This window comes from Sphingopyxis sp. SE2 (genome assembly GCF_032227185.1).
Classification (GTDB): Bacteria; Pseudomonadota; Alphaproteobacteria; order Sphingomonadales; family Sphingomonadaceae; genus Sphingopyxis.
In genome coordinates this window covers 643,322-665,930 of record NZ_JAPMXW010000001.1, presented here as the reverse complement: position 1 = coordinate 665,930, position 22,609 = coordinate 643,322, and the positions used below count along the sequence as shown (strand labels likewise).

The 22,609-nt window shown below is 65.0% G+C and carries 17 protein-coding genes, 1 pseudogene and 1 other annotated feature; of the genes and pseudogenes, 9 read left to right on the top strand and 9 right to left on the bottom strand.

The features are described 5' to 3' along the window. Positions 1-11: 11 nt before the first annotated feature. From OVY29_RS02980 to OVY29_RS02965, 4 genes are all read left to right on the top strand, one after another. Positions 12-1,577, top strand: coding sequence for an alpha-L-arabinofuranosidase C-terminal domain-containing protein (locus OVY29_RS02980; protein ID WP_313910850.1), 1,566 nt, complete (start codon positions 12-14; stop codon positions 1,575-1,577). Further along, positions 1,574-2,620, top strand: a complete 1,047-nt coding sequence (locus OVY29_RS02975; protein ID WP_313910849.1) for an arabinan endo-1,5-alpha-L-arabinosidase — start codon at positions 1,574-1,576, stop codon at positions 2,618-2,620. Before OVY29_RS02980 ends, OVY29_RS02975 begins: the two co-directional genes overlap by 4 nt. A gap of 64 nt (positions 2,621-2,684) precedes the next feature. After that, entirely contained in the window at positions 2,685-4,118 is a 1,434-nt protein-coding gene (locus tag OVY29_RS02970; RefSeq protein WP_313910848.1) for a glycoside hydrolase family 43 protein, read from the top strand. Between the two features lie 196 nt (positions 4,119-4,314). Beyond that, complete coding sequence (locus OVY29_RS02965; RefSeq protein ID WP_313910847.1) at positions 4,315-7,128, top strand: TonB-dependent receptor; 2,814 nt, start codon at positions 4,315-4,317, stop codon at positions 7,126-7,128. A 211-nt stretch (positions 7,129-7,339) separates the two neighbouring features. Here OVY29_RS02965 and OVY29_RS02960 read toward each other — a convergent pair whose 3' ends face one another. The 4 genes from OVY29_RS02960 to OVY29_RS02945 form a co-directional block, all read right to left on the bottom strand. Then, positions 7,340-7,870, bottom strand: coding sequence for an OmpH family outer membrane protein (locus OVY29_RS02960; protein WP_313910846.1), 531 nt, complete (start codon positions 7,868-7,870; stop codon positions 7,340-7,342). A 19-nt stretch (positions 7,871-7,889) separates the two neighbouring features. Further along, entirely contained in the window at positions 7,890-8,339 is a 450-nt protein-coding gene (gene bamE / locus OVY29_RS02955; protein WP_313910845.1) for an outer membrane protein assembly factor BamE, read from the bottom strand. A 26-nt stretch (positions 8,340-8,365) separates the two neighbouring features. After that, on the bottom strand, positions 8,366-13,945 hold the full coding sequence (locus tag OVY29_RS02950) for a YadA-like family protein (protein ID WP_313910844.1): 5,580 nt from the start codon (positions 13,943-13,945) through the stop codon (positions 8,366-8,368). 178 nt (positions 13,946-14,123) lie between these two features. Beyond that, entirely contained in the window at positions 14,124-14,714 is a 591-nt protein-coding gene (locus OVY29_RS02945; RefSeq protein ID WP_313910843.1) for a hypothetical protein, read from the bottom strand. A gap of 189 nt (positions 14,715-14,903) precedes the next feature. On the opposite strand from OVY29_RS02945, the pseudogene OVY29_RS02940 reads away from it, so the two are divergent. The 3 genes and pseudogenes from OVY29_RS02940 to OVY29_RS02930 form a co-directional block, all read left to right on the top strand. After that, positions 14,904-15,113 (top strand): annotated as a pseudogene (locus OVY29_RS02940) (hypothetical protein); the annotation flags it as partial. 68 nt (positions 15,114-15,181) lie between these two features. Further along, positions 15,182-15,400, top strand: a complete 219-nt coding sequence (locus OVY29_RS02935) for a hypothetical protein (RefSeq protein ID WP_313910842.1) — start codon at positions 15,182-15,184, stop codon at positions 15,398-15,400. 227 nt (positions 15,401-15,627) lie between these two features. Then, positions 15,628-15,683 (top strand) — a sequence feature (sul1 is cis-regulatory element that is thought to sense ions involved in sulfur or methionine metabolism; They are found in Alphaproteobacteria). A gap of 60 nt (positions 15,684-15,743) precedes the next feature. Next, positions 15,744-17,240 carry a SulP family inorganic anion transporter gene (locus tag OVY29_RS02930; protein WP_313910841.1) on the top strand — a complete coding sequence of 499 codons (1,497 nt, stop codon included), beginning with the start codon at positions 15,744-15,746 and terminating at the stop codon, positions 17,238-17,240. A gap of 94 nt (positions 17,241-17,334) precedes the next feature. On the opposite strand, the gene OVY29_RS02925 is transcribed toward OVY29_RS02930, so the two are convergent. The 5 genes from OVY29_RS02925 to OVY29_RS02905 form a co-directional block, all read right to left on the bottom strand. Next, positions 17,335-18,717 carry an alkaline phosphatase PhoX gene (locus OVY29_RS02925; protein WP_313910840.1) on the bottom strand — a complete coding sequence of 461 codons (1,383 nt, stop codon included), beginning with the start codon at positions 18,715-18,717 and terminating at the stop codon, positions 17,335-17,337. Positions 18,718-18,829: 112 nt separating this feature from the next. Beyond that, a complete protein-coding gene (locus tag OVY29_RS02920; protein WP_200880128.1) occupies positions 18,830-19,534 on the bottom strand; it encodes an aquaporin in 705 nt (234 codons plus the stop codon). Beyond that, positions 19,527-20,036, bottom strand: a complete 510-nt coding sequence (locus tag OVY29_RS02915) for an arsenate reductase ArsC (protein ID WP_037553510.1) — start codon at positions 20,034-20,036, stop codon at positions 19,527-19,529. The genes OVY29_RS02920 and OVY29_RS02915 overlap by 8 nt, the downstream gene beginning before the upstream one ends. Continuing rightward, entirely contained in the window at positions 20,033-20,488 is a 456-nt protein-coding gene (locus OVY29_RS02910; RefSeq protein WP_313910839.1) for an ArsI/CadI family heavy metal resistance metalloenzyme, read from the bottom strand. Before OVY29_RS02910 ends, OVY29_RS02915 begins: the two co-directional genes overlap by 4 nt. Next, entirely contained in the window at positions 20,485-20,829 is a 345-nt protein-coding gene (locus OVY29_RS02905; RefSeq protein WP_037553508.1) for an ArsR/SmtB family transcription factor, read from the bottom strand. The genes OVY29_RS02910 and OVY29_RS02905 overlap by 4 nt, the downstream gene beginning before the upstream one ends. Positions 20,830-21,100: 271 nt before the next feature. On the opposite strand from OVY29_RS02905, the gene OVY29_RS02900 reads away from it, so the two are divergent. Together OVY29_RS02900 and OVY29_RS02895 are read left to right on the top strand one after the other, a co-directional pair. After that, positions 21,101-21,640: an RNA polymerase sigma factor gene (locus OVY29_RS02900; RefSeq protein WP_037553505.1), complete on the top strand. Its 540-nt coding sequence runs from the start codon at positions 21,101-21,103 to the stop codon at positions 21,638-21,640. After that, the gene (locus OVY29_RS02895; protein ID WP_313910838.1) at positions 21,624-22,574 is read left to right on the top strand and encodes a FecR domain-containing protein; all 951 of its coding nucleotides are present in this window, start codon (positions 21,624-21,626) and stop codon (positions 22,572-22,574) included. The genes OVY29_RS02900 and OVY29_RS02895 overlap by 17 nt, the downstream gene beginning before the upstream one ends. The last annotated feature ends 35 nt before the right edge of the window (positions 22,575-22,609 follow it).

Sequence of the window (22,609 nt, the reverse complement as noted above, 5' to 3'; positions counted from 1 at the left end):
GGGAGAAGAGAATGTTGAAGGCTTTGCGCCGCACGAGCGCCGCCCTCCTGCTTTGCGCCACCGCATTGGCGGGAACGGCCCATGCCGACACGCAGGACAGGCCGACAGCGGCGACGATCCGCGCCGGCACCCCCGGGCCGGTCTATAAGAAGGAAATCTTCACCCAGTTCGCCGAGCATCTGGGCAATGGCATCTATGGCGGCCTGTGGGTCGGCAAGGACAGCAGAATTCCGAACACCAACGGCTTCCGCAACGATGTCGTCGGCGCGCTGCGCAAACTGGCGGTGCCGGTGATCCGCTGGCCGGGCGGCTGTTTTGCCGACGAATATCACTGGCGCGACGGCATCGGGCCGCAAGGGGCGCGTCCGGCCAAGATCAACACCCATTGGGGCGGCGTGACCGAACCCAACAGCGTGGGCACGCACGAATTTTTCGAGTTGGTGCGCCAGATCGGCGCCGAGGCCTATGTCGCGGGCAATGTCGGCAACGGTTCGCCCCGCGAAATGGCCGAATGGGTCGAATATATGACCGCGCCCGCCGGCAGCCTGGCCGATGAACGGGCGAAGAACGGCCGCAAGGAGCCCTGGGCGGTGCCCTGGTTCGGCGTCGGGAATGAGCTGTGGGGTTGCGGCGGCAACATGCGCCCCGAATATGCCGCCGACCTGACCCGCCGCTACGCCACCTTCATCAAGGCGCCGGCGGAGACCAGGATCATGAAGATCGCCGCCGGCGCCAATGTCGACGACTATAACTGGACCGAGACGATGATGCGCGTCGCGGCCGGCCAGCTCGATGGCGTTTCGCTGCATTATTACACGCTGCCACAGGGCGGCTGGCCGCCGAAGGCCGATCCCGTCAATTTCGACGAGAGCGGTTGGGCCGATGCGCTCCAGCAGGCATGGCGGATGGACGAGCTGATCACGCGGCACAGCGCGATCATGGACAAATATGATCCCGAAAAGCGGATATTCCTCGCGGTCGACGAATGGGGCGCCTGGTATGCGCAGGACCCCGGCACGCACCCCGGCTTCCTTCGTCAGCAGAACACGCTGCGCGACGCGCTGATCGCTTCGGTCCATCTCGACATTTTCGCGAAACATGCCGACCGCGTGCGCATGTCGGCGATCGCGCAGATGGTCAATGTGCTGCAGGCGATGATCCTGACCGACGGCGAGCGGATGGTGCTCACCCCGACCTATCATGTCTTCGAAATGTACAAACCCTGGCAGGACGCCAGCGTGCTGCCGATCACGATCGACACGCCGCGCTATTCCAAGGGCGCATTCGCAATGCCCGCGGTCAGCGGTTCGGCGGTGCGAGGCAAGGACGGAAAGATCCATGTCGCGCTGTCGAACCTCGACCCGAACGAAACGAACCGCGTGACCGTCCGGCTCGAGGGGGTGAAGGCGTCGGCGGCGGCCGGGCGCCTGCTGACCGCGCCCGCGATCAATGCGCACAACAGCTTCGACGCACCCGACGCCGTCAGGCCGGTCGCCTTCGACGGCGCCAGCATCAAGGGCGGCGACCTGATCGTGACGCTGCCTGCGCGGTCGGTCGTGGTGATCGAGCTGCGATGAGCAGGGCGGTGGATGTGTCGCGCCAGGCGCGTGCCGCGATCGCCGGCTTCGCCTTGCTCGGCGCGATCGCGGTCGCGGCGGAGGGACGGGCCGAACAGCCCGTGCCCGCGACCACGATGGGCGCCAGACTTTCGGGCGACCTTGCCCCGACGCACGATCCCGTGATCATCCGCGAGGGCGACACCTATCATGTCTTCGCCACCGGGGACCGTATCGCGGCGAAGACGTCGAAGGATCTGCTGCACTGGACCGACGCCGGGCCGGTGCTGCCCGCGATCCCCGCATGGGCGACACAAGCCATTCCCGGCGCGACCGGCCTGTGGGCGCCCGACATCTCGTTTGTTGGCGGCGAGTATCGGCTCTATTATTCAGTCTCCACCTTCGGCTCCAACCGCTCGGCAATCGGGCTCGCGACCAGTCCGACGCTCGATCCGAAGGCGAAAAACTATGGCTGGAAGGACCGCGGGCTGGTGGTCATGTCGACCCCCGCCGACGATTTCAACGCAATCGACCCCAATTTCGTCATCGACCGGCAGGGACGGCACTGGCTGGCACTCGGGAGCTTCTGGAGCGGGATCAAGCTGTTCGCGCTCGACCCCGAAAGCGGCAAGCCGGCGCCGGGCGCGAAGCCCTATTCGATCGCGCGCCGCCCCGCGCCCGCCGGCGGCCCCGCCCCGGTCGAGGCGCCCTTCATCATCCCGCACGGCGGCTTCTATTACCTCCTGCTGTCCTATGACTATTGCTGCAAAGGGGTGAACAGCACCTATTACACTGTCGTCGGCCGCGCGAACGACATCACCGGTCCCTATCTCGGCAAGGACGGCAGCAAGCTGATGGAAGGCGGCGGCACGATCTTCCTGCGCGCCGACCTTCAGGAGCAGCAGCGCTTTCGCGGGCCGGGCCATGCCGGCGCCTTCAACGATCGCGACGGCACCACCTATGTCGTCTGGCACGCCTATGACAAGCAGGCGAACGGCGCGCCGACGCTGCGCCTCGCGCCCATCCGATGGGGCGCGGACGGCTGGCCCGTTGCCGAATATTGACCCGCCCGGCCACCGCGCCGCGCGCGGATCGGGCAACGACCCACAATGACTGGAGAGGACCGTCATGACCCACTATCTTTCGCGCCGCGCCTTTGCCGCCACGGCCGCCCTGCTGCCGGTCGCCTGCGCCCCCGCCGGCCGGTCGATCCTGAACGCCGCCACTCCGCCCGCCGCCGCCGGTCCGGCCAACCCGCTCGTTCGCCAGCGCGCCGATGCGCAGATTTTCCGGCACGACGACGGCTATTATTACATGACCGGCTCGGTGCCCGAATATGACCGGCTGGTCCTGCGCCGCTCGCGCACCCTCGCCGGGCTTTCCACGGCCGAGGAGGTCGTGCTCTGGCGGCATCAGGCCAGCGGCCCGATGTCGGGCTTCATCTGGGCCCCCGAACTTCACCTGATCGACGGCCGCTGGATCGTCTATTTCGCGGCCGGCCCCAGCGGCGGCGGCGAGGATGTGTTCCGCATTCGCACCTATGCCGTGGTCTGCGACGGCCCCGACCCGATGGAGGGCCGATGGGCGGTACTCGGCCGGTTCGAGACGCCGTGGGACAGCTTCAACCTCGACTCGACCGTCTTTTCGCATCGCGGCACGCGCTATTTCGCCTGGGCGCAGCGCGAACCGGGAATCGAGACCAATTCCAACCTCTATATCGCCCCGCTGGCGACGCCGCTGACGCTCGCGGCAAAGCCCGCGCGGCTGACGGTGCCGACGCTCGACTGGGAAATCCGCGGCTTCAAGGTCGCCGAGGCACCCGCCGTGCTCCACCGCAACGGTCGGCTATTCATGACCTATTCGGCCAGCGCGACCGACGCGCGCTATTGCCTCGGCCTGCTGACCATCGACGAGGACGCCAACCTGATGGACCCGCGCGCCTGGACCAAATCGCCCACCCCGGTGTTCACAAGCTGTCCCGAAACCTCGGTCTACGGCCCCGGCCACAACAGCTTCACCGTCGACGAGCAGGGCCGCGACATTCTCGTCTATCATGGCCGCGACTATGAAGCGATCGAGGGCGACCCGCTGTTCAACCCCGACCGCCACACGCGCATCCAGCGCCTCTATTATGACGCGGATGGCACGCCCGATTTCGGCGTCCCGGTCGGCAATGGGCCCCTTCCCGACCGCTTTGCCTCGCTCGCACGCCCTGGCGCGTGGCTGGCGCATGAAAACGGCCGCGCCTTCGTCGGGGCCGCTGCGCTGGCGGCGACGCAGTTCCGGACCGCACCGGCTCCTGGCGGCGGCATCCACCTTTCGCCCATCCTCATGCCCAGCCACCACCTTGTGGCCCGCCCCGATGGGTCGATAACAATCGCGCCAAAGGACGCGTCCACCCCGCTGCCAAATGCCGACATCTTCGAGCGGGTCGACGGTGGCGCAGCCGATCGGGTGCGCTTCTTGTCGCGGGCCTACCCCGGTCGGGCGATAGCGGCGATCGGCGAGGCGCTTCGCCTGGCGCCCGCGGCGGAAGCGGTATCGATTTGGGTCGCCATTTGAACGGGATTCATAAACTCTGACAAAAAATTGACAAACGGATGGCGGTCCCGTGCACCATTTCTCGGAAGACAGGGAACACATCGGCTTTTGCGTGCCTCCGGAAGATTCTTCTTGCAATTATTAACTCCGACAAATATCCAGCCTTAAGCTGTTGAGGGCATGGTATGGGCCAGCCCTATTTGGGAGGGTTTTGACGATGGCGTTCCGATCGATTGCATTCTGCACCGCATCCATTCTGGCCTTGAGCCTGTCGGGCGTCGCACGCGCGCAAGATGCGGCGGAGGCGGATACTACCGCCTCGCAGGTGGAAGAGGAAATCATCGTCACCGGCGTGCGCGCCTCGATCGTAGGCGCGCTCAACGTTCGCAAGGAATCGACGCAGATCGTCGACGCGATCGTCGCCGAGGATGTCGGCAAATTGCCCGACAACAATGTGGTCGAAGCGCTCCAGCGCGTCACCGGCATCCAGGTCACCGATCGCGGCGGCGGCGAGGCGGCGGCGGTCACCATCCGCGGCCTTCCGGATCCACTCACGACGCTGAACGGCCGCAACATCTTCACGGCTGCGGGCCAGTCCTTTGCCTTGCAGGACATTTCGGCGAACCTCGTCAATCGCGTCGATGTCTACAAGACCCGCGCCGCCGACCAGATCGAAACCGGCCTCGCCGGCCAGATCGACGTGCAGACCCGCCGCCCCTTTGACTTCGACGGCTTCGCCATCTCCGGCCTTGCGCGCGGCATCTACAACGAACAGGCCGACAGCTATAATCCCAACGTCGCGCTGCTCGTCAGCGACCGCTGGGAAACCGGCATCGGCGACATCGGGCTGCTGGTGAACGGGTCGTGGAGCCGCACCAAATATCGCAACATGTCGACGACGGCGGGCGCGATGGTGCCTTTCGCGACCGAAACGCCGCCGGCGGGATCGGGTTTCGTGCCGCTCGAGCGCATTTTCCCCGGCCCGGATAATATCAACTGGACGCCCGGCCTCGATTACGGCCTGCCCGCTGCGGCCGGCTCGACGCTGAACATCAACGGCGTCGACGTGCCTTATTATCTGTCACGCGACGCGGTGTTCAGCTCCGACCTCTATGGCAAGCGCGAGCGGCCCTCGGCCAATGTCGCTCTGCAGTGGGCGCCGAACGACTCCTCGGTCTATACCGCCGAAGTCTTCTACGCGGGCTTCCGCGGCAGCACCTTCAACTCGCTGCAATTCAGCTTCGTCGACTGGTGGGGCAACCCCGGCCCGGTCGAGCTTTACGAGGGCACCAACATCGTCAAGGCGCGCACGGTCGACGATGTCTATGGCTTCAACAGCGGCGACTTCGCGACCAATAAGACCGACAGCTTCGTCTATGCCCTGAACGGGAAATGGGACGTCGACGGGGACCGCGGCCAGATCGTCGCCGACCTCGCCTATCAGACCAGCACAAACAAGACGAGCTTCATCGCTCTGCGCACCGACCGCGTCGCCGACCAGATTGTGGTCGATTTCAACGCCGGTGGCGGCGTCCCCTCCTTCCACTTCGACGACGATTCGCTGCTCGCCGACCCCGGCGTCTGGAACGTCGCCGAACTCTATGACAATGCCAACAAGGCGAAGGGCAGCGCGCTGACCCTGACGCTCGACGGCTATTACAGCTGGGATGAGGGCTTCCTGCGCCGCATCAAGGCGGGGCTGCGCTACGACGATCGCAAAGCCTCGACCTTCGTCCGCGAGCAGAGCGCCGGTCGCCTCGGCGTACAACTCTCCACCCTGCCCGAAGGCGCGTTGTTCACCAACTCGGGCTTTTTCGACGGCCGCGCCGACGTGCCGACCAGTTGGGTGCTCGGCAACGGCTATTGGCTGCACGACAATGCGGACGAGATCCGGACGCTCTACAATGCCAATCCGGCCAATAATCTGCTGCTCTCGGACGAATTGTCGCTCGACCGCGTCTTTGACATCGGCGAGATCACGATGTCGGCCTATGCGCTCGCCGATGCCGAGGTCGAAGTCTTCGGCCGCCCGCTCCATCTCCAGGCCGGCGTCCGCTATGTCTCGGTCAACACCAAGTCGAACTTCTTCAATCGGCTGGATGGCGGCGCGCTGACCCGTGCCAGCAACGGCAGCGAGAAATTCCTGCCGAGCTTCACCGCGCGCTACGAGATCACGCCGGACCTGCGCCTGCGCTTCAACTATGGCGAAACGCTGCGCCGCCCGAATTTCGGTGACATCAACCCCAATTATTCGCTGACCGGCGACCTCACCAATGTGGGCTATGGCAGCGGCACCGCGGGCACCGCCGATCTGCGACCCACGCATTCGAAGAATTACGATCTTGCGCTCGAATGGTATTTCGACCGCGACAGCGCAATCTATGTGACCGGCTTTCGCCGCGAAATCGACGGGCTGGTGGTGCCGCTCACGGTGCGCGAATATATCCCGAACAACGGGATTGTCGCCGGCGCCACCGATTATTTCGCGATCACCCGGCCGGTGAACGCCTCGAACGGCGTGCTCAAGGGCGTCGAAGTGGGGCTGACCTATTTCCCCACCTATCTGCCCGGCCCGCTCGACGGCCTCGGATTCCAGGGCAGCCTGACGGTCCTCGATTCCAACCAGACGATCCCGATGTCGGATTCGGCGGGCAATATCACCGGCGATACGCAGTCGGATTTCTTCAACGTCTCGAAACTGTCGTACAATGCGACGCTCGCATACGACAAGGGACCGGTCAGCGCCCGCCTGTCCTACATCTGGCGCAAGGCGTTCCTCCACAACAATGAAGCGCGCCTCTTCGCCAATCCGATCGGCGTCTGGTTCCAGCCCGAGGACAGCCTCGACCTGCAGCTCACCTGGAACGTCACCGACCGGGTCGGCGTGACCTTCGACGCGGTGAATCTGCTCAAATCGAAGCAGCAGAATTATTACCGGTTCGACAACGTCGGCGACGCAGAGAAATATAATCTCGGCACCCTGCTGCTCGCGCGTACCTTTGCTGTCGGGGTGCGTTTCACATTCGATTGATGCCGGCCGGCCGAGAAACGGGTCGCCGCGCCCGTTTTAGCCGCTTGCGGTCAGGCGGCTGGAGCCCGGCAGCGTCAGAAGCCGACATTGCATCCATGAGCCTTCGGGATGCACGATCGGCAGGTCGGGCACGATACGCGCTGGAGCGGCCGTCCTTCCAAGAAACGGTTGTTACGTTACGACCGGCCGCAACGTCGGAATCCCTCCGGGTTCAGTTGAGCGAAACGGCTTGCAACAAGCCGTTCATCTCCTGAGCAACCGCCTCGGTAATATCCATGGCGTTGTTCCAGCCATAGGCATTGTCGCGTTCAAAAACCACGCTGCACCCCGAGCGCGTGACAATGCGCGAAAGCGCCTCATTGAGCGCCCGGTCGATCTGCTGCTGTCCGCGGGTTTGCGCCGCGATAAAGCGGGCATTCTGCTGTTGATCGAGCGCCAGCGCTTGCTGATTGAGGGCCGCAAGCTGGCGTTGATATTCGATCGGCGCGGTGGCGTTTTGTCGGGCTTCGAGCGCCCGCCGCTGCTGGTCGATTGCGGCGCGCTGCTGGGCAAGCTGGGCGGAGAGCGATGCCTGCATCTGCTTGAGCTGTGCTTGCATCGACTGGCCCGCGCGCGACGCGCCGATCGCCGCGGGGCGCGACAAAAGGCACATGCCCGGGATCGGTGGACCGAAGGTTTGCGCGGATACCGGGGCGCCCAAAAAGACGAACGCAGAGACGGCGAGCATGACAGGGAAGCGCATGTCGCCGTCTCTGGCTCAATCAGTTCGCCGCCGCAACCCGGTCGGCGCAGGATTGTTCCTGCCAGACCACTTCGGACGCGGTCACATTATAATAGCCGCGCGGGCGCACGAAGCGGATCTCCATCCGGCAGCGCATACGCTCGGTGCTGCCCGGGGCGGCCGGGAAGAACAGGACGTAATTCCATCGCCGCGTAATTCCTTCGCCAAAATGCGGCGCTCCGATCCATCTGTAAATGTCGGACTTGTTCACGCCGGGGGTGATCATCCGCACGGTCGCGGGATTAACGGTCGCTCCCAATTTCTTGTGCTCAAGCGGCTTTTTATGAAATGCGGCGGGGTCTACGGTCGCCACATAGATCGAAGCGGGTGTTGCTGGAGCGTCTTCAGCAACGACCGCGACCGGGTTCAGGAGGCCGAGGCCGGAAAGGATCGGCAGCGTGACAAATTTGGTTTTCATGATGTCCTCCATGGAAGATCAGATGAGGAATGGCCCGGTCAGAACTGGAACCCGACGCCGACATTGGCGCCGGCGCGCTCCTGCGTGTCATAGGTGGCGCCGATCTTAACGACGGTGCGCCCGTCATCCATCACCCGCGACAAGCCCATCGCGAAGGCCGATTGGCCGCGATAAGTGCCGGCGCCAAAGGCAAGCATACCACGGCCGGGCTCGAACGCTTGCGGAAGGCCCGCCGCCGCCAGCGCCCCCGCGGTGCCGGCGAAGGAGTCGCGCCGCGCCTGCGTCAGATCGAAGTCGAAGTCCGCGAACCGCGAGTCGGTATAGGCGTTGGCGCTTGCAAGTGTTTCCGCGAGCCCCTCGCCCAGTTGCTGGACGTTGACCGCGTCGGTGGGTGCCACACCGGCCGCGACATTGTGCAATGTCGTCGCCGACCCGCCGGGGTTGAAGGTCACCGAATTGCCGCTCGCATCATATTGGACCGAGTTGTTGGCGACCTGTTGCACCTGGTGGAGCTGCGACCCGTTGACAGCATCGGTCGACGTCGCGGTCACCGCACCTGCTCCGACATTCTGCACGACGTTCCCGCCCATGTTGACGGTCGTGTTCTGGCCCACCGTCAACCCGCCATTGGCCGTCACCATTCCGCTGAAAGTGGGGTTGTCGACCATCGCGACCTGGAGCTGATTGCCGTTCAACGTCACGACCGTGTTGGAGCCCGCGGTCACATTGAGCGTGCCGTTCGACGGAATGTTGGTGGCCGGCCCGCCATTGGCCTGAAGATTCCACCCGGCGCTCGCCGTCGTGTTGAGCGCCTGCAGCGCGTCGTTGACATTGCTGTAATTGTTGCCGCCGACATTGAGGTTGGTCGTCACCGTGCCCGTGACCGGGTCATAGGTCGAACCACCGCCAAGACCCGCCGCCACGCTGTCGCCGAGATTGGTGACATTGCCTTCGACCGTCGTCACCCGATTGTCGAGGTTGGCGACGTCGGCCTCGACGGTGGTTACCCGGTTGTCGAGATTGGTGATCTGGGTGCTCGCATTTTGCGCGACCGCTTCCAGCTGGCTGACGTTGACCGCATCGGTCGGAGCCGAACCCGCCGCCACATTGGTGATCTGCCGCTCGGCGCCCGCGCTTCCCACCGACACTTCGCCCGCCGAGTTCTGCGGCGCCGCGAGGCCATAGGCGGTATAGCCGGTCTGCGAGCCGACCGAGGTCGTCGCTCCCGCGCCGAGCGCCACGCTGCCCGAGAAGCTGGCGTTGGCGCCGGGACCGATCGCGATCGACTGGATGCCGTTGGCGATCGAGTTGGTGCCCAAGGCGATCCCGTCGGCCTGCGAAACCTGCGCATTTTGGCCGATGGCCGTGCCGCCCGGCGCGGTCATCTGGACGATCGCGCCATTGCCGATGCCGATGCCATTGTCGCCATTGACGACGGTGGTTGGCCCGACAGCGATCGATTCCGCACCCGCGGCGAGCGAGTCCACCGCCGACGAATTTGCATGGAAATATTGCACCGGGGTCACCGAGACCGAAGAGATCGCTCCCTGCAGCTGGCGCAGCGTCACCGCATCCTGCGCCTGCGTGCCGTCGGCGACGTTGGTGATCTGCCGATACTCGCCGGTCGCCGCATTACCGACCGACACGGCACCGAGCAACGTCGCGTCGGTGGTATTGAAGGGCACGAAGCCGATCCCCGCGGGCAATGTACCCGAGGTCGGCGCAATCGCCCGGTCGGAAACCGAACCGGCGCCGAGGGCGAGCGAACCCTCGATGCTGGCCTGCGCATCGCGGCCCAAGGCCACCGCGTTGTCGGCCGTCGCCGCCGCCTGATAACCGAGCGCCGTCGACCCCACACCTTGCGCGAAAGCGTCGGTTTCCGGAAGCCCCGCCTCGTTGGTGCGGGCATAGCGGATGCCATCGCCATTCGCGTCAGTGTAGGCGTCGGAGGTGTCGCCCGCGATGTCGGTGATCGTGTCGCCGACGTTGGTCAGGTCGCCTTCGATCGTCGTCACGCGACCGTCGAGGTTGGCGATGTCGGTCGTATTCTGGTCGACCTGTACGCCCAGGCTGTCGACCGCCTGATTGGTCGCAAAGAGCTGCGAGCCGTTCACCGCGTCGGTCGAGCTTCCATCGATCCGGCCAGCCGCAACATTGGTGATCGTCCGTTCAGCACCCAGCGCACCGATGCTCAACGTGCTCGTCGGCGCCGTGCCTGCAAAGGCATATGCCGTGCCGTCGATCGTAGTGCCCGTCGTTGCCACCGCAGCGTCAGTCACCGATCCCGAGCCCAGCGCCACATCATCAGCGTTACTGGCCACGGCGTTCGGGCCGATCGCGACCGAGTCCGTGCCCAGCGCCTGCGAATCGGGCTCGGTCGAGTTGGCGTGGAAATATTTGATGCCCGCGCCCGTGTTGATGTCGTTGATGATGTTGCCGAGGTTGGTCACATCGCCTTCGACGGTCGTCACCCGCCCGTCGAGATTGGTGATATCGCCTTCGGCGGTCGTTACACGCCCGTCGAGGTTCGAGATATCGGTGGTGTTTTGCGTTACCTGCGTATTCGTCGCGAAGAGCTGCGACCCGTTCACCGCGTCGGTCGAACTGCCGTCGATCCGGCCCGCCGCCACATTGGTGATCGTCCGCTCGGCACCCAGCGCCCCGATACTCAGCGTCGAGGTCGGCGCCGTGCCCGCAAAGGCGTAGTTGGTGCCGCCGATCGTCGTGCCGGTCGTCGCCACCGCCACGTCGGTCGTCGAGCCATTGCCGAGCGCGACGTCGCCGGCATTGTTGGCGACCGCGTTGGGCCCGATCGCGACCGAATCGGTCCCCAGCGCCTGACTGTCGGCCAGCGCCGAGTTGGCGTGAAAATATTTGATGCCGCCGCCATCGCTGATGTTTGTGATCGCGTCGCCAAGGTTGGTGAGATCGCCTTCAACCGTCGTCACGCGACCGTCAAGGTTGGCGATGTCGGTCGTATTCTGGTCGACCTGTACGCCCAGGCTGTCGACCGCCTGATTGGTCGCGAAGAGCTGCGAGCCGTTCACCGCGTCGGTCGAGCTGCCGTCGATCCGGCCGGCCGCCACATTGGTGATCGTCCGTTCAGCACCCAGCGCACCGATGCTCAACGTGCTCGTCGGCGCCGTGCCCGCAAAAGCATATGCCGTGCCGTCGATCGTAGTGCCCGTCGTCGCCACCGCCACGTCGGTCGTGCTGCCCGAACCCAGCGCGACATCGCCGGCATTGTTGGCGACAGCGGTGTCGCCAAATGCCAGCGCGCCCGCGGCCAGCGCGGTGCTGGCATTGCCCAAGGCAACCGAGCCTTGGCCGATGGCTACATTCTCGTTGCCGATGGCGACAGCGCCATTCGCCTGGTTCGCGGCCGTGGCGGTCGCGGTCCCGTCGCTATTGGCGATATTGTTCGCGCCGCCGGTGAAGGCGCCCGTGCCGCTCGCATAGCTCGGATCGCCGATCGACACCGCGCCGTCGCCGAACGCGGTATTCGACCTGCCGATCGCCACCGCGCCGCCGGTGCTATTGGCCGAATCCGCCGTACTGCCGCTGCCGAGCGCGACATTCTGTCCGGTCGCGCCGGTCGTGCTGTTGATACCGATGGCGACCGAGGACCCGCTGCCGGCGACTGCGCCATATCCGACCGAAACCGCCCTCCCGAAAGCGGCGACGCTGTTCTGCCCGATCGCGATGGCCTGAAGCCCGGTGGCGGACGCCGCGGACTGGACTCCGGAACCGTTGCCGCCGCCAATCGCCACGGCACCAAGACCGGTCGCTTGCGCGCCGCCCGCGCCGCCACCAATCGCAACCGCGCTAATGTTCGATGCGTTGGCATTGCCGCCTAGCGCCGTCGAGCCGGCGCCAGCGTTCGCGTTGCCGCCAACCGCCGTGCTGGTGTCCGAAGAGCTCCTGGCCGAATTACCGATCGCAACCGACCCGACGGTCCCGTTGGTCAGGTTCGAAGCGAGGGCGCCATTGCCGATGGCGATGGCATTCGGTCCCTGTACCGAGGCGCTGGTGCCGAGGGCCATCGCGTCGGCCCCAGCCGCGGTAGCAGCATTGCCGAGCGCGATCGCGTTGGAAGAGCTCGCATTCGCTGTGTCGCCCACAGCCAATGCACTTGGCCCGCTTGCCGTGGCACTCACGCCAAGCGCGGTTGAACGCGCGAGGGTCGCACGGGTGCCATTGCCGAGCGCTACGGCGGCATCGGCCATACCTTCGGCGCCCGACCCGATCGCGACCGAACCGATTCCGCTCGACACAGCAGCATTGCCCAGTGCCAGTGCGAAGTTGCCCGAAGCGTCTGCGTTGGGGCCGAGCGTCGATGAGCTTATGCCGGACGCACGGGAATTTACCCCGATCGCAACGGCGAACTGGGCCGATGCCACGCTTTGACGTCCGATTGCAGTGGCGTCGGCCACGTTTGCCGTCACGTCCGTGCCGATGGCGATGGCGCTCTCGGCGAGAGCACCCGTTCCGGCGCCGGTGCGTCCGCCCAGATAGATGGCGTTCACGCCGGTAGCGGTTGCTCCAAAGCCAATGGCAGTGCCGTTGGTCTGGCTGGCGTTGGCATTGTGGCCGATCGATGTTGTCCCGTTGGCGGCAACGCCGATGCCTGCATTGGTTCCGATCGCGACATTGTCGCTGCCCGTAACCAGGCTGCCTGCGGAGGCCGACAGGCTAGCATCGTAGGCAACGGTGCCATCGCCGGTCCCGAGGGCGATATTGCGCGTCCCCGTGACGCCGGAACCGGCGCCTCGCATTACGCTGGCGATGCCGCCGCCCATCGCCGTATTCTGCGCCCCTTGAACGAGCGTACCGGCCGCGATGCCCACCGCGACGGAGCTGGCATTGCCCGTGGTGGATCCGGCGCCGGCACCCTGGCCCACGGCAACGGTGCTTGCGCCAATGGCCAAGGCCTGCGCACCAAGTGCGGTCGCGCTGTCCCCGGTCGCCTGGGCGCGGTTGCCAACGGCGGTGGCAGCGGCGTTTGACGCTATGCTGAGGCGGCCCAGTGCTACGGCGCCCGCGCCTGAGGCTGTGCTCTGAAGCCCGATCGCGACGGCCCATGAGTCGCTTGCTGTTACGTCCGTGCCGATTGCGATAGCTCCGGCGCCCGTGGCGCCCGTGCCGGGCACCGTGCGCGCGCCGAGATAGACCGAGTTGACCTCCGATGCGATCGCCCCGACGCCGATCGCGACGGCGTTGGTGGCGCTGGCATTGGCGTTGACGCCCTCGGCGATCGAGCCTGATCCGGATGCCGACGCATTGCCGATGGCGATGGAGTTGGGAGCCGTCGCCGAACCGCCGCCGGCCTGATATTGCGCCTCGGCGGGCGTGGCCGCGCCGATGGCGGCAATGGCAACCAGGCCGCCGATCACGCCCTGTGCGCTCGCCGATGACAGCAGCACCGCGCGGGCGCCGCCGCCGAAACCAAGCGCGCCCACGCCCAGATCTTTGCGATCCACGCCCAGCACGCGGTGCGCGCGGCGCAGCATCGTCATCAGCCGGCGCCGCTGCGACCAGCTTCCGCCGTCTACGCCGTTGGTCCAGTTCCCGGAAAATTGGCCGCGACGGCCGTGCGATGCGGTTTCGACTTCATTCATGACGCAACCCCTTGTTTCGAAGTTTCGCCCGTCGGTCGGTCAGCCGGACCTCGGGACGCAGATCGGCTCTCCCCCGCACAGGCTGTGCGGAAGCGACTGCTGACCAATATTGGCTGGATCGAGCGCCGCCGGATTGGCGGCGCGTGAAGCAATCCGTTTTAGATTCTGTCTCGCAAACTTACAGCGCGACCGACCGGGCCACGCTCACGACGACGCAAGAGGATCCGCTGGGCAACAAAAGCGCCAGTCCCTGATTGCCGCCCAGATTATATGTCGGCACGCCCGACAATGTGTCGCCCGCCGTGGTGCCCGCAGGCAAGAGACCGACGACTTCCCGACAGGATTGCCGATAGGGCGCGACGCGCACCAGATTTCCTTCGCACGCGCCTCCGGTAGGCGCGGCAAAGATGATGCCCGCCGCCTGCCCCTTAAAGCCCGGAGTATTATAGGTCATGCCGACAACGCCTTGCATCGCGTGCGCGTCCGCGGGTTGTGCGCCCACTTCGGTCTTGACAGCGAAAGCCGACCCCGCTGTCAGACCGTTGCCCAGGCCGGAAAAGAGGCTGGCGCACCTGCTGGCGCCCAGCTTGTTCGCCTCGCCTTCAAAGACGGCGGCGGCGGACGGAGCGGACTGCTGCGCCGCCGCCCAGGCGTTCGTACCTGCGGCGAAAGCGATGGCAGTCATGGCAGATATCGCGACGAAGGCTCTGCCGGAACGCTTCATCAAAATCATTCCGCGAGCCGGCCTGTTAAGCGTCTCCTGTTTCACGCTGAATACCCCCATTTTGCTTGGTGCCATTAGCCCACGTCAATGTGGTCAAGCCTGTCGGCGATTATCGGGTAGGCGCCCAAATCTTAAGAAGGATTATTGCCATTATATTTCAATGGTTTTTGACATGACGAATGTCAAAAGACACCGGTGTAATTCCCGCACGCCTGCAGGGTAAAAAGGGGGGCGGTAATCCTCACCGCGCTCGCCGCGATCCTCGCCTTTGTACCGCTGACCACCTCGGTCTTCTGGGGCGCGATGGCCTTTACGCTGATCGGCGGCACATTGGGCGGAACGATCCTGACCCTCGTCTTCCTGCCCGCGCTCTATTCGCTCTGGTACCGCATCCGCCCTGACGAGGGTCGCGAAACTGCACGGACGGCACCGGCATCGGCTTAGCTATAACCGCGCAGCGAAACGGCGCCGAGCCCGGGAAGGGCGCATCAATTATCAAAGGAGAGAATGTCATGGCCTTTCGCGAAAAGATGACCCGCCTCTGGCGGAATATAATCCTGTTCGGTCAAGCGCTCGACCATGATCCCCAGTCCGAAATAGCCAAGGAAATCTCTCGGTTGGCCGCGGCGCGGAACAGTGATCGGGCAGTGCTCGCCGCCATCGCGTCGCGCGTCGATGCGCTGGCTACCGACCTTCACGCCTTATCGGAGCGAATGGACGGGGTCGGCTGAGCACTGCCGGGGTAAGACGACGCACGATGGCCGGTTACGGACTATCAGGTTTCGAACGTCCCTGATAAAGCAGACCTTCGATCGCAGACCCTCTCGGTGTAAACGAGATGCTCTACCAGCATGGCCCAGGCTGGCCGGTCGCTCGGCTTTCGGAACGACAAGCGCGTATTCTGACAAAGCGATCACTTGCAATGGAAGCGGGCATCGGGATAGAGGGCCGCCATTCGCAAGGACCCGGTGCAACTCCGGGTGGCTATTCCGGCCGCCGATCCGCCGGACAACATCGCACATGTAAATTCGAACGCGGCCTTGCCCGCGCCATGTGTCTTGATGTGAGCTTTTCATGTTCAACGGACTTATCGCCTACCGCCAGCAATGGTTCGCCGGCGCCGCAACCGCGCGCGCCGACATTCTCGCAGGGATCGTCGTCGCGCTCGCGCTCATCCCCGAAGCGATCGGCTTTTCGATCATCGCCGGGGTCGACCCGCGCGTCGGCCTCTATGCGTCGATCGCGATCGCGATCGTCATTTCCTTCACCGGTGGACGGCCGGGAATGATCTCGGCGGCGACCGCCGCCGTCGCGGTGCTCGTTGTCCCGCTCGTCCGCCATCATGGCGTCGAATATCTCTTCGCCGCGACGATCCTGATGGGCATCATCCAGATCATCGCCGGCCTGCTGCGCCTCGACCTCGTCATGCAATTCGTCTCGCGATCGGTGATCACGGGATTCGTCAACGCGCTCGCCATCCTCATCTTCATCGCGCAGTGGCCGCAGCTCACCAACGTGACGTGGGAAGCTTACGCGATGATCGCAGGCGGGCTCGCGATCATCTACCTGCTCCCGCGCCTGACGAAGGCCGTCCCCTCGCCGCTCGTCGCGATCCTGATCCTCTCGGCGATCAGCATCGGTTTCGGCCTGCCGGTGAACACGGTGGGCGACATGGGCAAGCTGCCCGAGGGCCTTCCGAGCATCATACTGCCCGACGTGCCGCTAACCTTGGAGACGTTGCAGATCATCCTTCCCTATTCACTGACGATGGCCGCGGTGGGCCTGCTCGAATCGCTGCTGACCGCGCAGATCGTCGACGACATGACGCACAGCGACAGCGACAAGCGACGCGAATGCGCGGGGCAAGGCAGCGCCAATATCGCGGCCGCCTTCGTCGGCGGAATGGGCGGCTGCGCGATGATCGGGCAGTCGGTGATCAATGTGACCTCGGGCGGCCGCACGCGGCTGTCGACCTTGACCGCCGGCGCGACGCTGCTGATCCTGCTCGGGCTCCTTGGCTCCTATGTCGGCCGCATGCCGATGCCCGCGCTGGTTGCGGTCATGATCATGGTGTCGATCGGCACCTTCAGTTGGAATTCGATCGCGAACCTGCGCCGCCATCCTCCCACCTCGTCGATGGTGATGGTAACGACCGTCGTGGTCGTCGTCGCGACGCACGATCTCTCGGTCGGCGTGCTCGCGGGCGTGCTGCTGTCGGGCATCTTCTTTGCCGCCAAGGTGCAGCGGATGTTCGAGGTCAGGCGCGAGATCGCTCCCGACGGAAGCCGTGCAACCTATTTCGTGACTGGCCAGATATTCTTCGCCTCGGTCGACCGCTTCACGCGGAGCTTCCACACCGACGAGACCGCACCCGACATCCTCATCGACGTGTCGGCCGCACATTTCTGGGATATCTCGGGCGTCGGCGCGCTCGACAAGATCATCGCGCGCCTGCGCCGCGAAGGCCGCACGGTCGAGGTCGTCGGTTACAATCGCGCCAGCGCCGACATCGTCGATAAATTTGCCCTCCACGACAAGACCGGGTTCGAGCTCGGAGCGGTGCCGCACTGACACGGGATAGTCGACGGCCGCTGGCCGTGTGTGGACCGTCCTCTTCCGGCCCGACAAGATAAATAGCGGACGTTCGGCAACCTCGTTTGAAGGGTCATGCCCGCACCTTGCCCCAAGGGCCCGTGATCGCGAGCGTCTTTGCTGGGCTGTAAACGTTCACGAACATCGTCCGGCCGTCTGGGGAGAAGCAGGCGCCGGCAAGTTCCGTCTGCGCATGCAATCGGGCGAAGGCGTAGACCTGCCCGTCGGGGGCGATGCCACGAAGATGATTGTCGACGGTCTCGGTATATTGATCCTCGCAAATGATGAGATGTCCGGTCGGCGCGATGGTGATGTTGTCCCCGAAATTGAGCATCGCCGAATCCGTGGATTCGACGAATAGCTGAAGCCGGCCCGGGCTTGCGCCCTCGCCTTCCTGCCCCTCGTGCGGCGAGGGACGATAGCGCATGACCTGACTGAGCTTCGCCGCTCCGCCCGACGTGCAGCAGAAATAAAGCTCCCCGTCGCCGAAGTGGATGCCCTCCCCGCGCGCGAACCGGACCGCTCCCTGCGCATGACCGCGATGACGCAGGTCGTCGTTCGCGCTGTCGACGCCGTCGAGATCGATCCACCGCGCCGCGATCCACTCGCCTGCGGCGAGATCCGGCGCCGTCCAGTTTCGACTGTCGGTGCCGCGGTCCCGATTGGCGAAAGCGAGCGCCTGGAGCCGGCCGCCGCGCACCAGCTCGCCTCGCCGCTCCGGAAGGAAACGATAGAAGAGGCTGTCGTCGCGATCCTCGGTCAGATAGACGATACCGGTTCGCGGATCGACGGCGGCGGCCTCATGGTTGAAGCGGCCCATGGCGCGCAGCGGCACCGCTTCGACGAGGCCGGGATGGGCCGCAGGAACCTCGAAGACCCATCCATGATCCTGCGTCAGCCCCTTCCCCGCGCGCGAGACATCCTCCTCGCAGCTGAGCCAGCTCCCCCACGGCGTGATGCCGCCCGCGCAATTGCGGATCGTGCCGACCAGACTGAGATGCTGCCGCTCGACCCGCCCGCTGCGCTGATCATAGACCAATGTCGTCGTTCCGCCGGGCAACCAGCCGCCATCGGCTCCCCGCCCGTATCCGCCACCCGTCCGCGAGGGCGAAGCGAACGGGCCGACCCCGGCATGTTTCGGCTGCAACTCATGGTTGCGGACGAGCGCGACCCGATTCCTGTCGATATGGAACGCCCCCATACCGTCGGCACGGTCGGGGACGCGCAGGCCATCGTCCATCCGCTCGCCGAGCTGCGAGATGACCCGGTAGGAAAAGCCGCGCGGCAGATCGAGCAGCCCGCCGGGGTCGGGCTCGAGCGCACCGTAGCCCGGAGCCCCTGCCGAGCGCGGTGCGCTCGACGTCGCGCAGCCGCTCAATGCCAGTCCCGAAAAGGCCAGCGAGGTCAGACCGGACGTGAAAGCGCGTCGATCGACGGAAGCGGAGAATTTCAGCATCTGCGGCCCCTAGCTTGGAAAAAGGACAATCCTGTTACGGCGTCGCAAGAACGGCATAGCCGATCGAGGCTCTCGTGCGAACAAACGAACCCGGGAGAATTGTCGCGGCCCGTCATTTTTCGGCGGGGGCAGGAGAGATGGCGGACGCCGTCGCCGGACCAGCGAACAGAAAGCCCGCGACGGCAAAGGCGGACATCGCCCCGGCAATTTGTGCGGCGACAAAGCCGGGCACGTCGTGCGGCGCGATGCCCGCAAATGTGTCCGACAGGCTCCGCGCCACGGTGATTGCGGGATTGGCGAAGCTCGTCGATGACGTGAACCAATAAGCCGCAGCGATATAGAGCGCGACCGACCCCGCGACTGCCCGGGGCCGGTATCGCGCGGTCCCGAGGATCGTCAGCAAAAGCCCGAATGTCGCAACGAATTCGCCAACCCATTGGCCGACTCCCGTTCGTACCTTCACCGAGAATTGCACGATCGGCAGGTCGAACATCAGATGCGCCGCCCACGCTCCGACGATGCCGAATGCGAGTTGCGCCGCGACATAGGCGCCGGCGTCCCGCCACGTCAGCTCGCGCCGCAACGCGCCAACAAGCGTGACCGCCGGATTGAAATGCGCGCCCGAAATCGGGCCCAGTGCGGTAATCAGGACAAACAGGATCGCACCGGTCGCAATCATATTGGCGAGCAAGGCCAAGCCGTCGTTCCCGCCCGAAAGCACCTCTGCCATGATGCCCGAACCGATGACGCAGGCGAAAAGAAAGAAAGCCCCCAGTCCTTCGGCCGCTATCCGACGCGCCAACGACGCTTCACCCAAGCGTCGTCTCCGTATCGGCCGTTTTTCCGATCGCGCGCAGCCGCTCGGCGAGGCTGAGCTCGTCTAGGCTCGCGAGCGGCAGCGCGAGCAGCAGGTCGATCCGCCGTTTGAGCGCGAGATAGGCTTGCCAGAAGGCCTCGCGCTGGCCTTCGCCCTCGACGGCTGCCGGATCTTCGATACCCCAATGCGCCGTGACCGGCTTGCCGGGCCAGACCGGACAGATTTCGCCGGCGGCATTGTCGCAGACGGTGAAAATAAGATCGAGCGGCGGCGCGTCGGGGAGGGCAAACTCGTCCCAACCCTTCGAGCGAAGGCCATCGGTCGGATAGCCGAGTTCGCCGAGCAGCGCCAAGGCGGCAGGATGTACCTCGCCCTTCGGAAAGCTGCCTGCCGAAAAGGCCTGAAACCGCCCCTCGCCTTCGCGGTTCAATATTGCTTCGGACAGAATCGAACGCGCCGAATTGCCCGTACAAAGAAAAAGGACATTGAAGGGCCGGGTCATGCCGCACCGACCGACTTGGGAACGCAGCAGGTCGAACCCGCATCATTACTCGCAAGCTGGTCGAGCGCGGGGCTGTCGCCATAGGTTGTCGCCTCGCCGTCGGTGAAGAAGGCTTCCCAAACGATCCCGTCGGGATCGGCAATCCAGCTCTTCTCGGACGTGGCGTAGCAGCAGGTGGTCCGCCCTTCTTCGAGGACCGGCCCGTCGGCAGCTTTCAGGCGCCCGTAAACCTCGCCAAGTTCTTCGGCGCTTTCCGCCTGAATGCCGAGATGTTCGATGCCCTTCCGCGCATGATTGCCCGCGGAGATCGCAAAATTGACGCGCGGGTCGTCGAGCATCCATTTGGCATAATCGTCCTTTACGACGGTCGGCTCGGCACCGAACATAGTCGAATAGAAGCCGATTGAGGCGTCGAGATTCTCGACACCGACATGGACATGCAGACGCTTCATGCACTTTTCCTTTCCGCTGCGAGCGTTTCACAGGCCGAACCCGCACCGCAATCGGCGGCACCGGCACAGCAATTTTCCATGAGATAGGCGACGAGCGCGTTCATCGCCGGATAGTTGGCGCGATAGATGATCGAGCGATGCTGTCGTTCCTGCAGAACGAGTCCGGCCGCGCGCAGCTGCGACAGATGAAAGGACAGCGAGCTGTTCGGTATGCCGAGTTTTTTGGCGATCGCACCGGCAGCAAGCCCGCGCTCGCCCGCCTGCACAAGCAAGCGAAACAGGGCGAGACGGTGTTCCTGCGCGAGAGCCCCCAGGGCATTGATGGCAGCGTCGGCTTGCACGGGCGATTCCTTATTTCGAATAATATCGAAATGTCAGGCCCGCGTGCCGCTGTCAACTTCATTTTGACTCTTATCGAAGCGAAGACCTCCGCGTCGGCGATCGACTATCATTTTTGGCAGTTTAGAACGATTGTTTGAAGCGGCGCAGGAGACCGCTCTCACGAAACGAAAGTAACCCGATTCAGCATCGCGGTTGACGGAAACATCGCGGTCGGGCCTCTTAGAGGGTGAGAGGAGCGAAACGACGGAACGTGAGGCGCTAGCCGATTGGGTGGGACGCGAGATCCTGCCGCACGAACGCGACCTGCGGCTATGGCTGCGGCGGCGGCTTGTCGCTGCAGCCGACGTGGAGGACATCGTGCAGGAATGTTATTGTCGCCTTGCCCAGCTCGATGACGTCGCGCACGTCACGACGCCGCGCGCCTATCTGTTCACCATGGCCCGCAACCTGGCGCAGCGGCAGCGCAAGCACGCACGGGTCGTCCGGATCGAAGCGCTGGCGGAAGCCTTCGATGCCGAACCGGAAAGCGACCAGCTCTCGCCCGAACGGTTCGCCGCCGCACGTCAGGAACTCGAACGCGTACAGGCAGCGATCTCCACCCTGCCCGAGCGCGCCCGGCGGATTTTCCTCATGCGCCGGGTTGAAGGGCTGACCCAGAAGGAAATTGCGGCGGCGATGGGCGTGAGCGAGGCTGTGGTCGAGAATGACGCGAGCCGCAGCCTGCGCGCGATCCTGAAGCTGATCACCGAGCCCGAACCCGAGCGGGAAAGATTGTCGGATGGAGGTGCTGCGCATGCGCGATCACGCTGAAGAGACCGCCGCCGCCTGGGCGCTGCGTCATCCGCTCGATGCGACCGAACGCGCCGAGCTCGAGGCATGGTTGGCGCAGGATCACCGCCACGCCGGTGCGCTGCTCCGCGCGCAGGCGGGGTTGAGCGTGATCGACCGTGCGGTGACGGGAGGCGCGCCGATCGACTTCGCACACGCCCCTCCCCCGGCGACCCCGACGCGGCGCTGGCTCCTCGCGGGCGCCGTCGGCGCGATGGCGGCGGGGATTGCCGGAATCGTCGCTTGGCCTCACCTGATGGTCGAGCGCGTGACAACCGCCCGCGGCGAGATCCGGCGGCTGCCGCTCGCCGATGGTTCGGTCGCGACAATCGACACCAGCAGCAGTTTGCGCGTCGCCATGGTGGACGACAGCCGCCGCATCGCGCTCCAGGAAGGGCAGGCCTGGTTTCAGGTCGCCAAGGATCGCAAGCGCCCCTTCGTCGTCGATGCCGGCATCGCCCAGGTGCGCGCGGTCGGCACCGCCTTCTCGGTGAGCCGCACAAACAGCGGCGTGCGCGTCGCCGTCACCGAAGGGAGTGTCGCCGCCTGGCCGACCGACAGCGGCGGGACGATGACGATTCTGGAGGCGGGGCAATACGCCATCTTCCGGCCCGGCGCGGCAGCGCCCGAAGTCGCGACCGAGCCCGCCGCAATCGAGCGATCGCTGGCGTGGCGCAGCGGCGAGATCTCGCTGGAGAACGAGACGCTGGGCAGCGCGGTCGAACAGTTCAACCGGTACAATCGCCGGCAGTTGGTGATCGCGGACCCGGATCTGGCGGGCCAGCGGCTGGTGGGGCTTTTCCAGATCGACCGCCCCGCCGATTTCGCTGCGACGTTGGCCGCCTCGCTCGACGTCGCCGTCACCACCACCCCCACAGAGATCCGGCTGGCGCGAAAAAAGAACCCGTTACCCTGACGGAAATCCGACGACGCGGACTCTTGTTATCAAGA

Excerpts from the sequence above, each read along its gene's own strand:
- OVY29_RS02980 (WP_313910850.1), top strand. The coding sequence starts at position 12 with ATGTTGAAGGCTTTGCGCCGCACGAGCGCCGCCCTCCTGCTTTGCGCC.
- OVY29_RS02975 (WP_313910849.1), top strand. The coding sequence starts at position 1,574 with ATGAGCAGGGCGGTGGATGTGTCGCGCCAGGCGCGTGCCGCGATCGCC.
- OVY29_RS02970 (WP_313910848.1), top strand. The coding sequence starts at position 2,685 with ATGACCCACTATCTTTCGCGCCGCGCCTTTGCCGCCACGGCCGCCCTG.
- OVY29_RS02965 (WP_313910847.1), top strand. The coding sequence starts at position 4,315 with ATGGCGTTCCGATCGATTGCATTCTGCACCGCATCCATTCTGGCCTTG.
- OVY29_RS02960 (WP_313910846.1), bottom strand. The coding sequence starts at position 7,870 with ATGCGCTTCCCTGTCATGCTCGCCGTCTCTGCGTTCGTCTTTTTGGGC.
- bamE (WP_313910845.1), bottom strand. The coding sequence starts at position 8,339 with ATGGAGGACATCATGAAAACCAAATTTGTCACGCTGCCGATCCTTTCC.
- OVY29_RS02950 (WP_313910844.1), bottom strand. The coding sequence starts at position 13,945 with ATGAATGAAGTCGAAACCGCATCGCACGGCCGTCGCGGCCAATTTTCC.
- OVY29_RS02935 (WP_313910842.1), top strand. The coding sequence starts at position 15,182 with ATGGCCTTTCGCGAAAAGATGACCCGCCTCTGGCGGAATATAATCCTG.
- OVY29_RS02930 (WP_313910841.1), top strand. The coding sequence starts at position 15,744 with ATGTTCAACGGACTTATCGCCTACCGCCAGCAATGGTTCGCCGGCGCC.
- OVY29_RS02925 (WP_313910840.1), bottom strand. The coding sequence starts at position 18,717 with ATGCTGAAATTCTCCGCTTCCGTCGATCGACGCGCTTTCACGTCCGGT.
- OVY29_RS02915 (WP_037553510.1), bottom strand. The coding sequence starts at position 20,036 with ATGACCCGGCCCTTCAATGTCCTTTTTCTTTGTACGGGCAATTCGGCG.
- OVY29_RS02910 (WP_313910839.1), bottom strand. The coding sequence starts at position 20,488 with ATGAAGCGTCTGCATGTCCATGTCGGTGTCGAGAATCTCGACGCCTCA.
- OVY29_RS02895 (WP_313910838.1), top strand. The coding sequence starts at position 21,624 with ATGCGCGATCACGCTGAAGAGACCGCCGCCGCCTGGGCGCTGCGTCAT.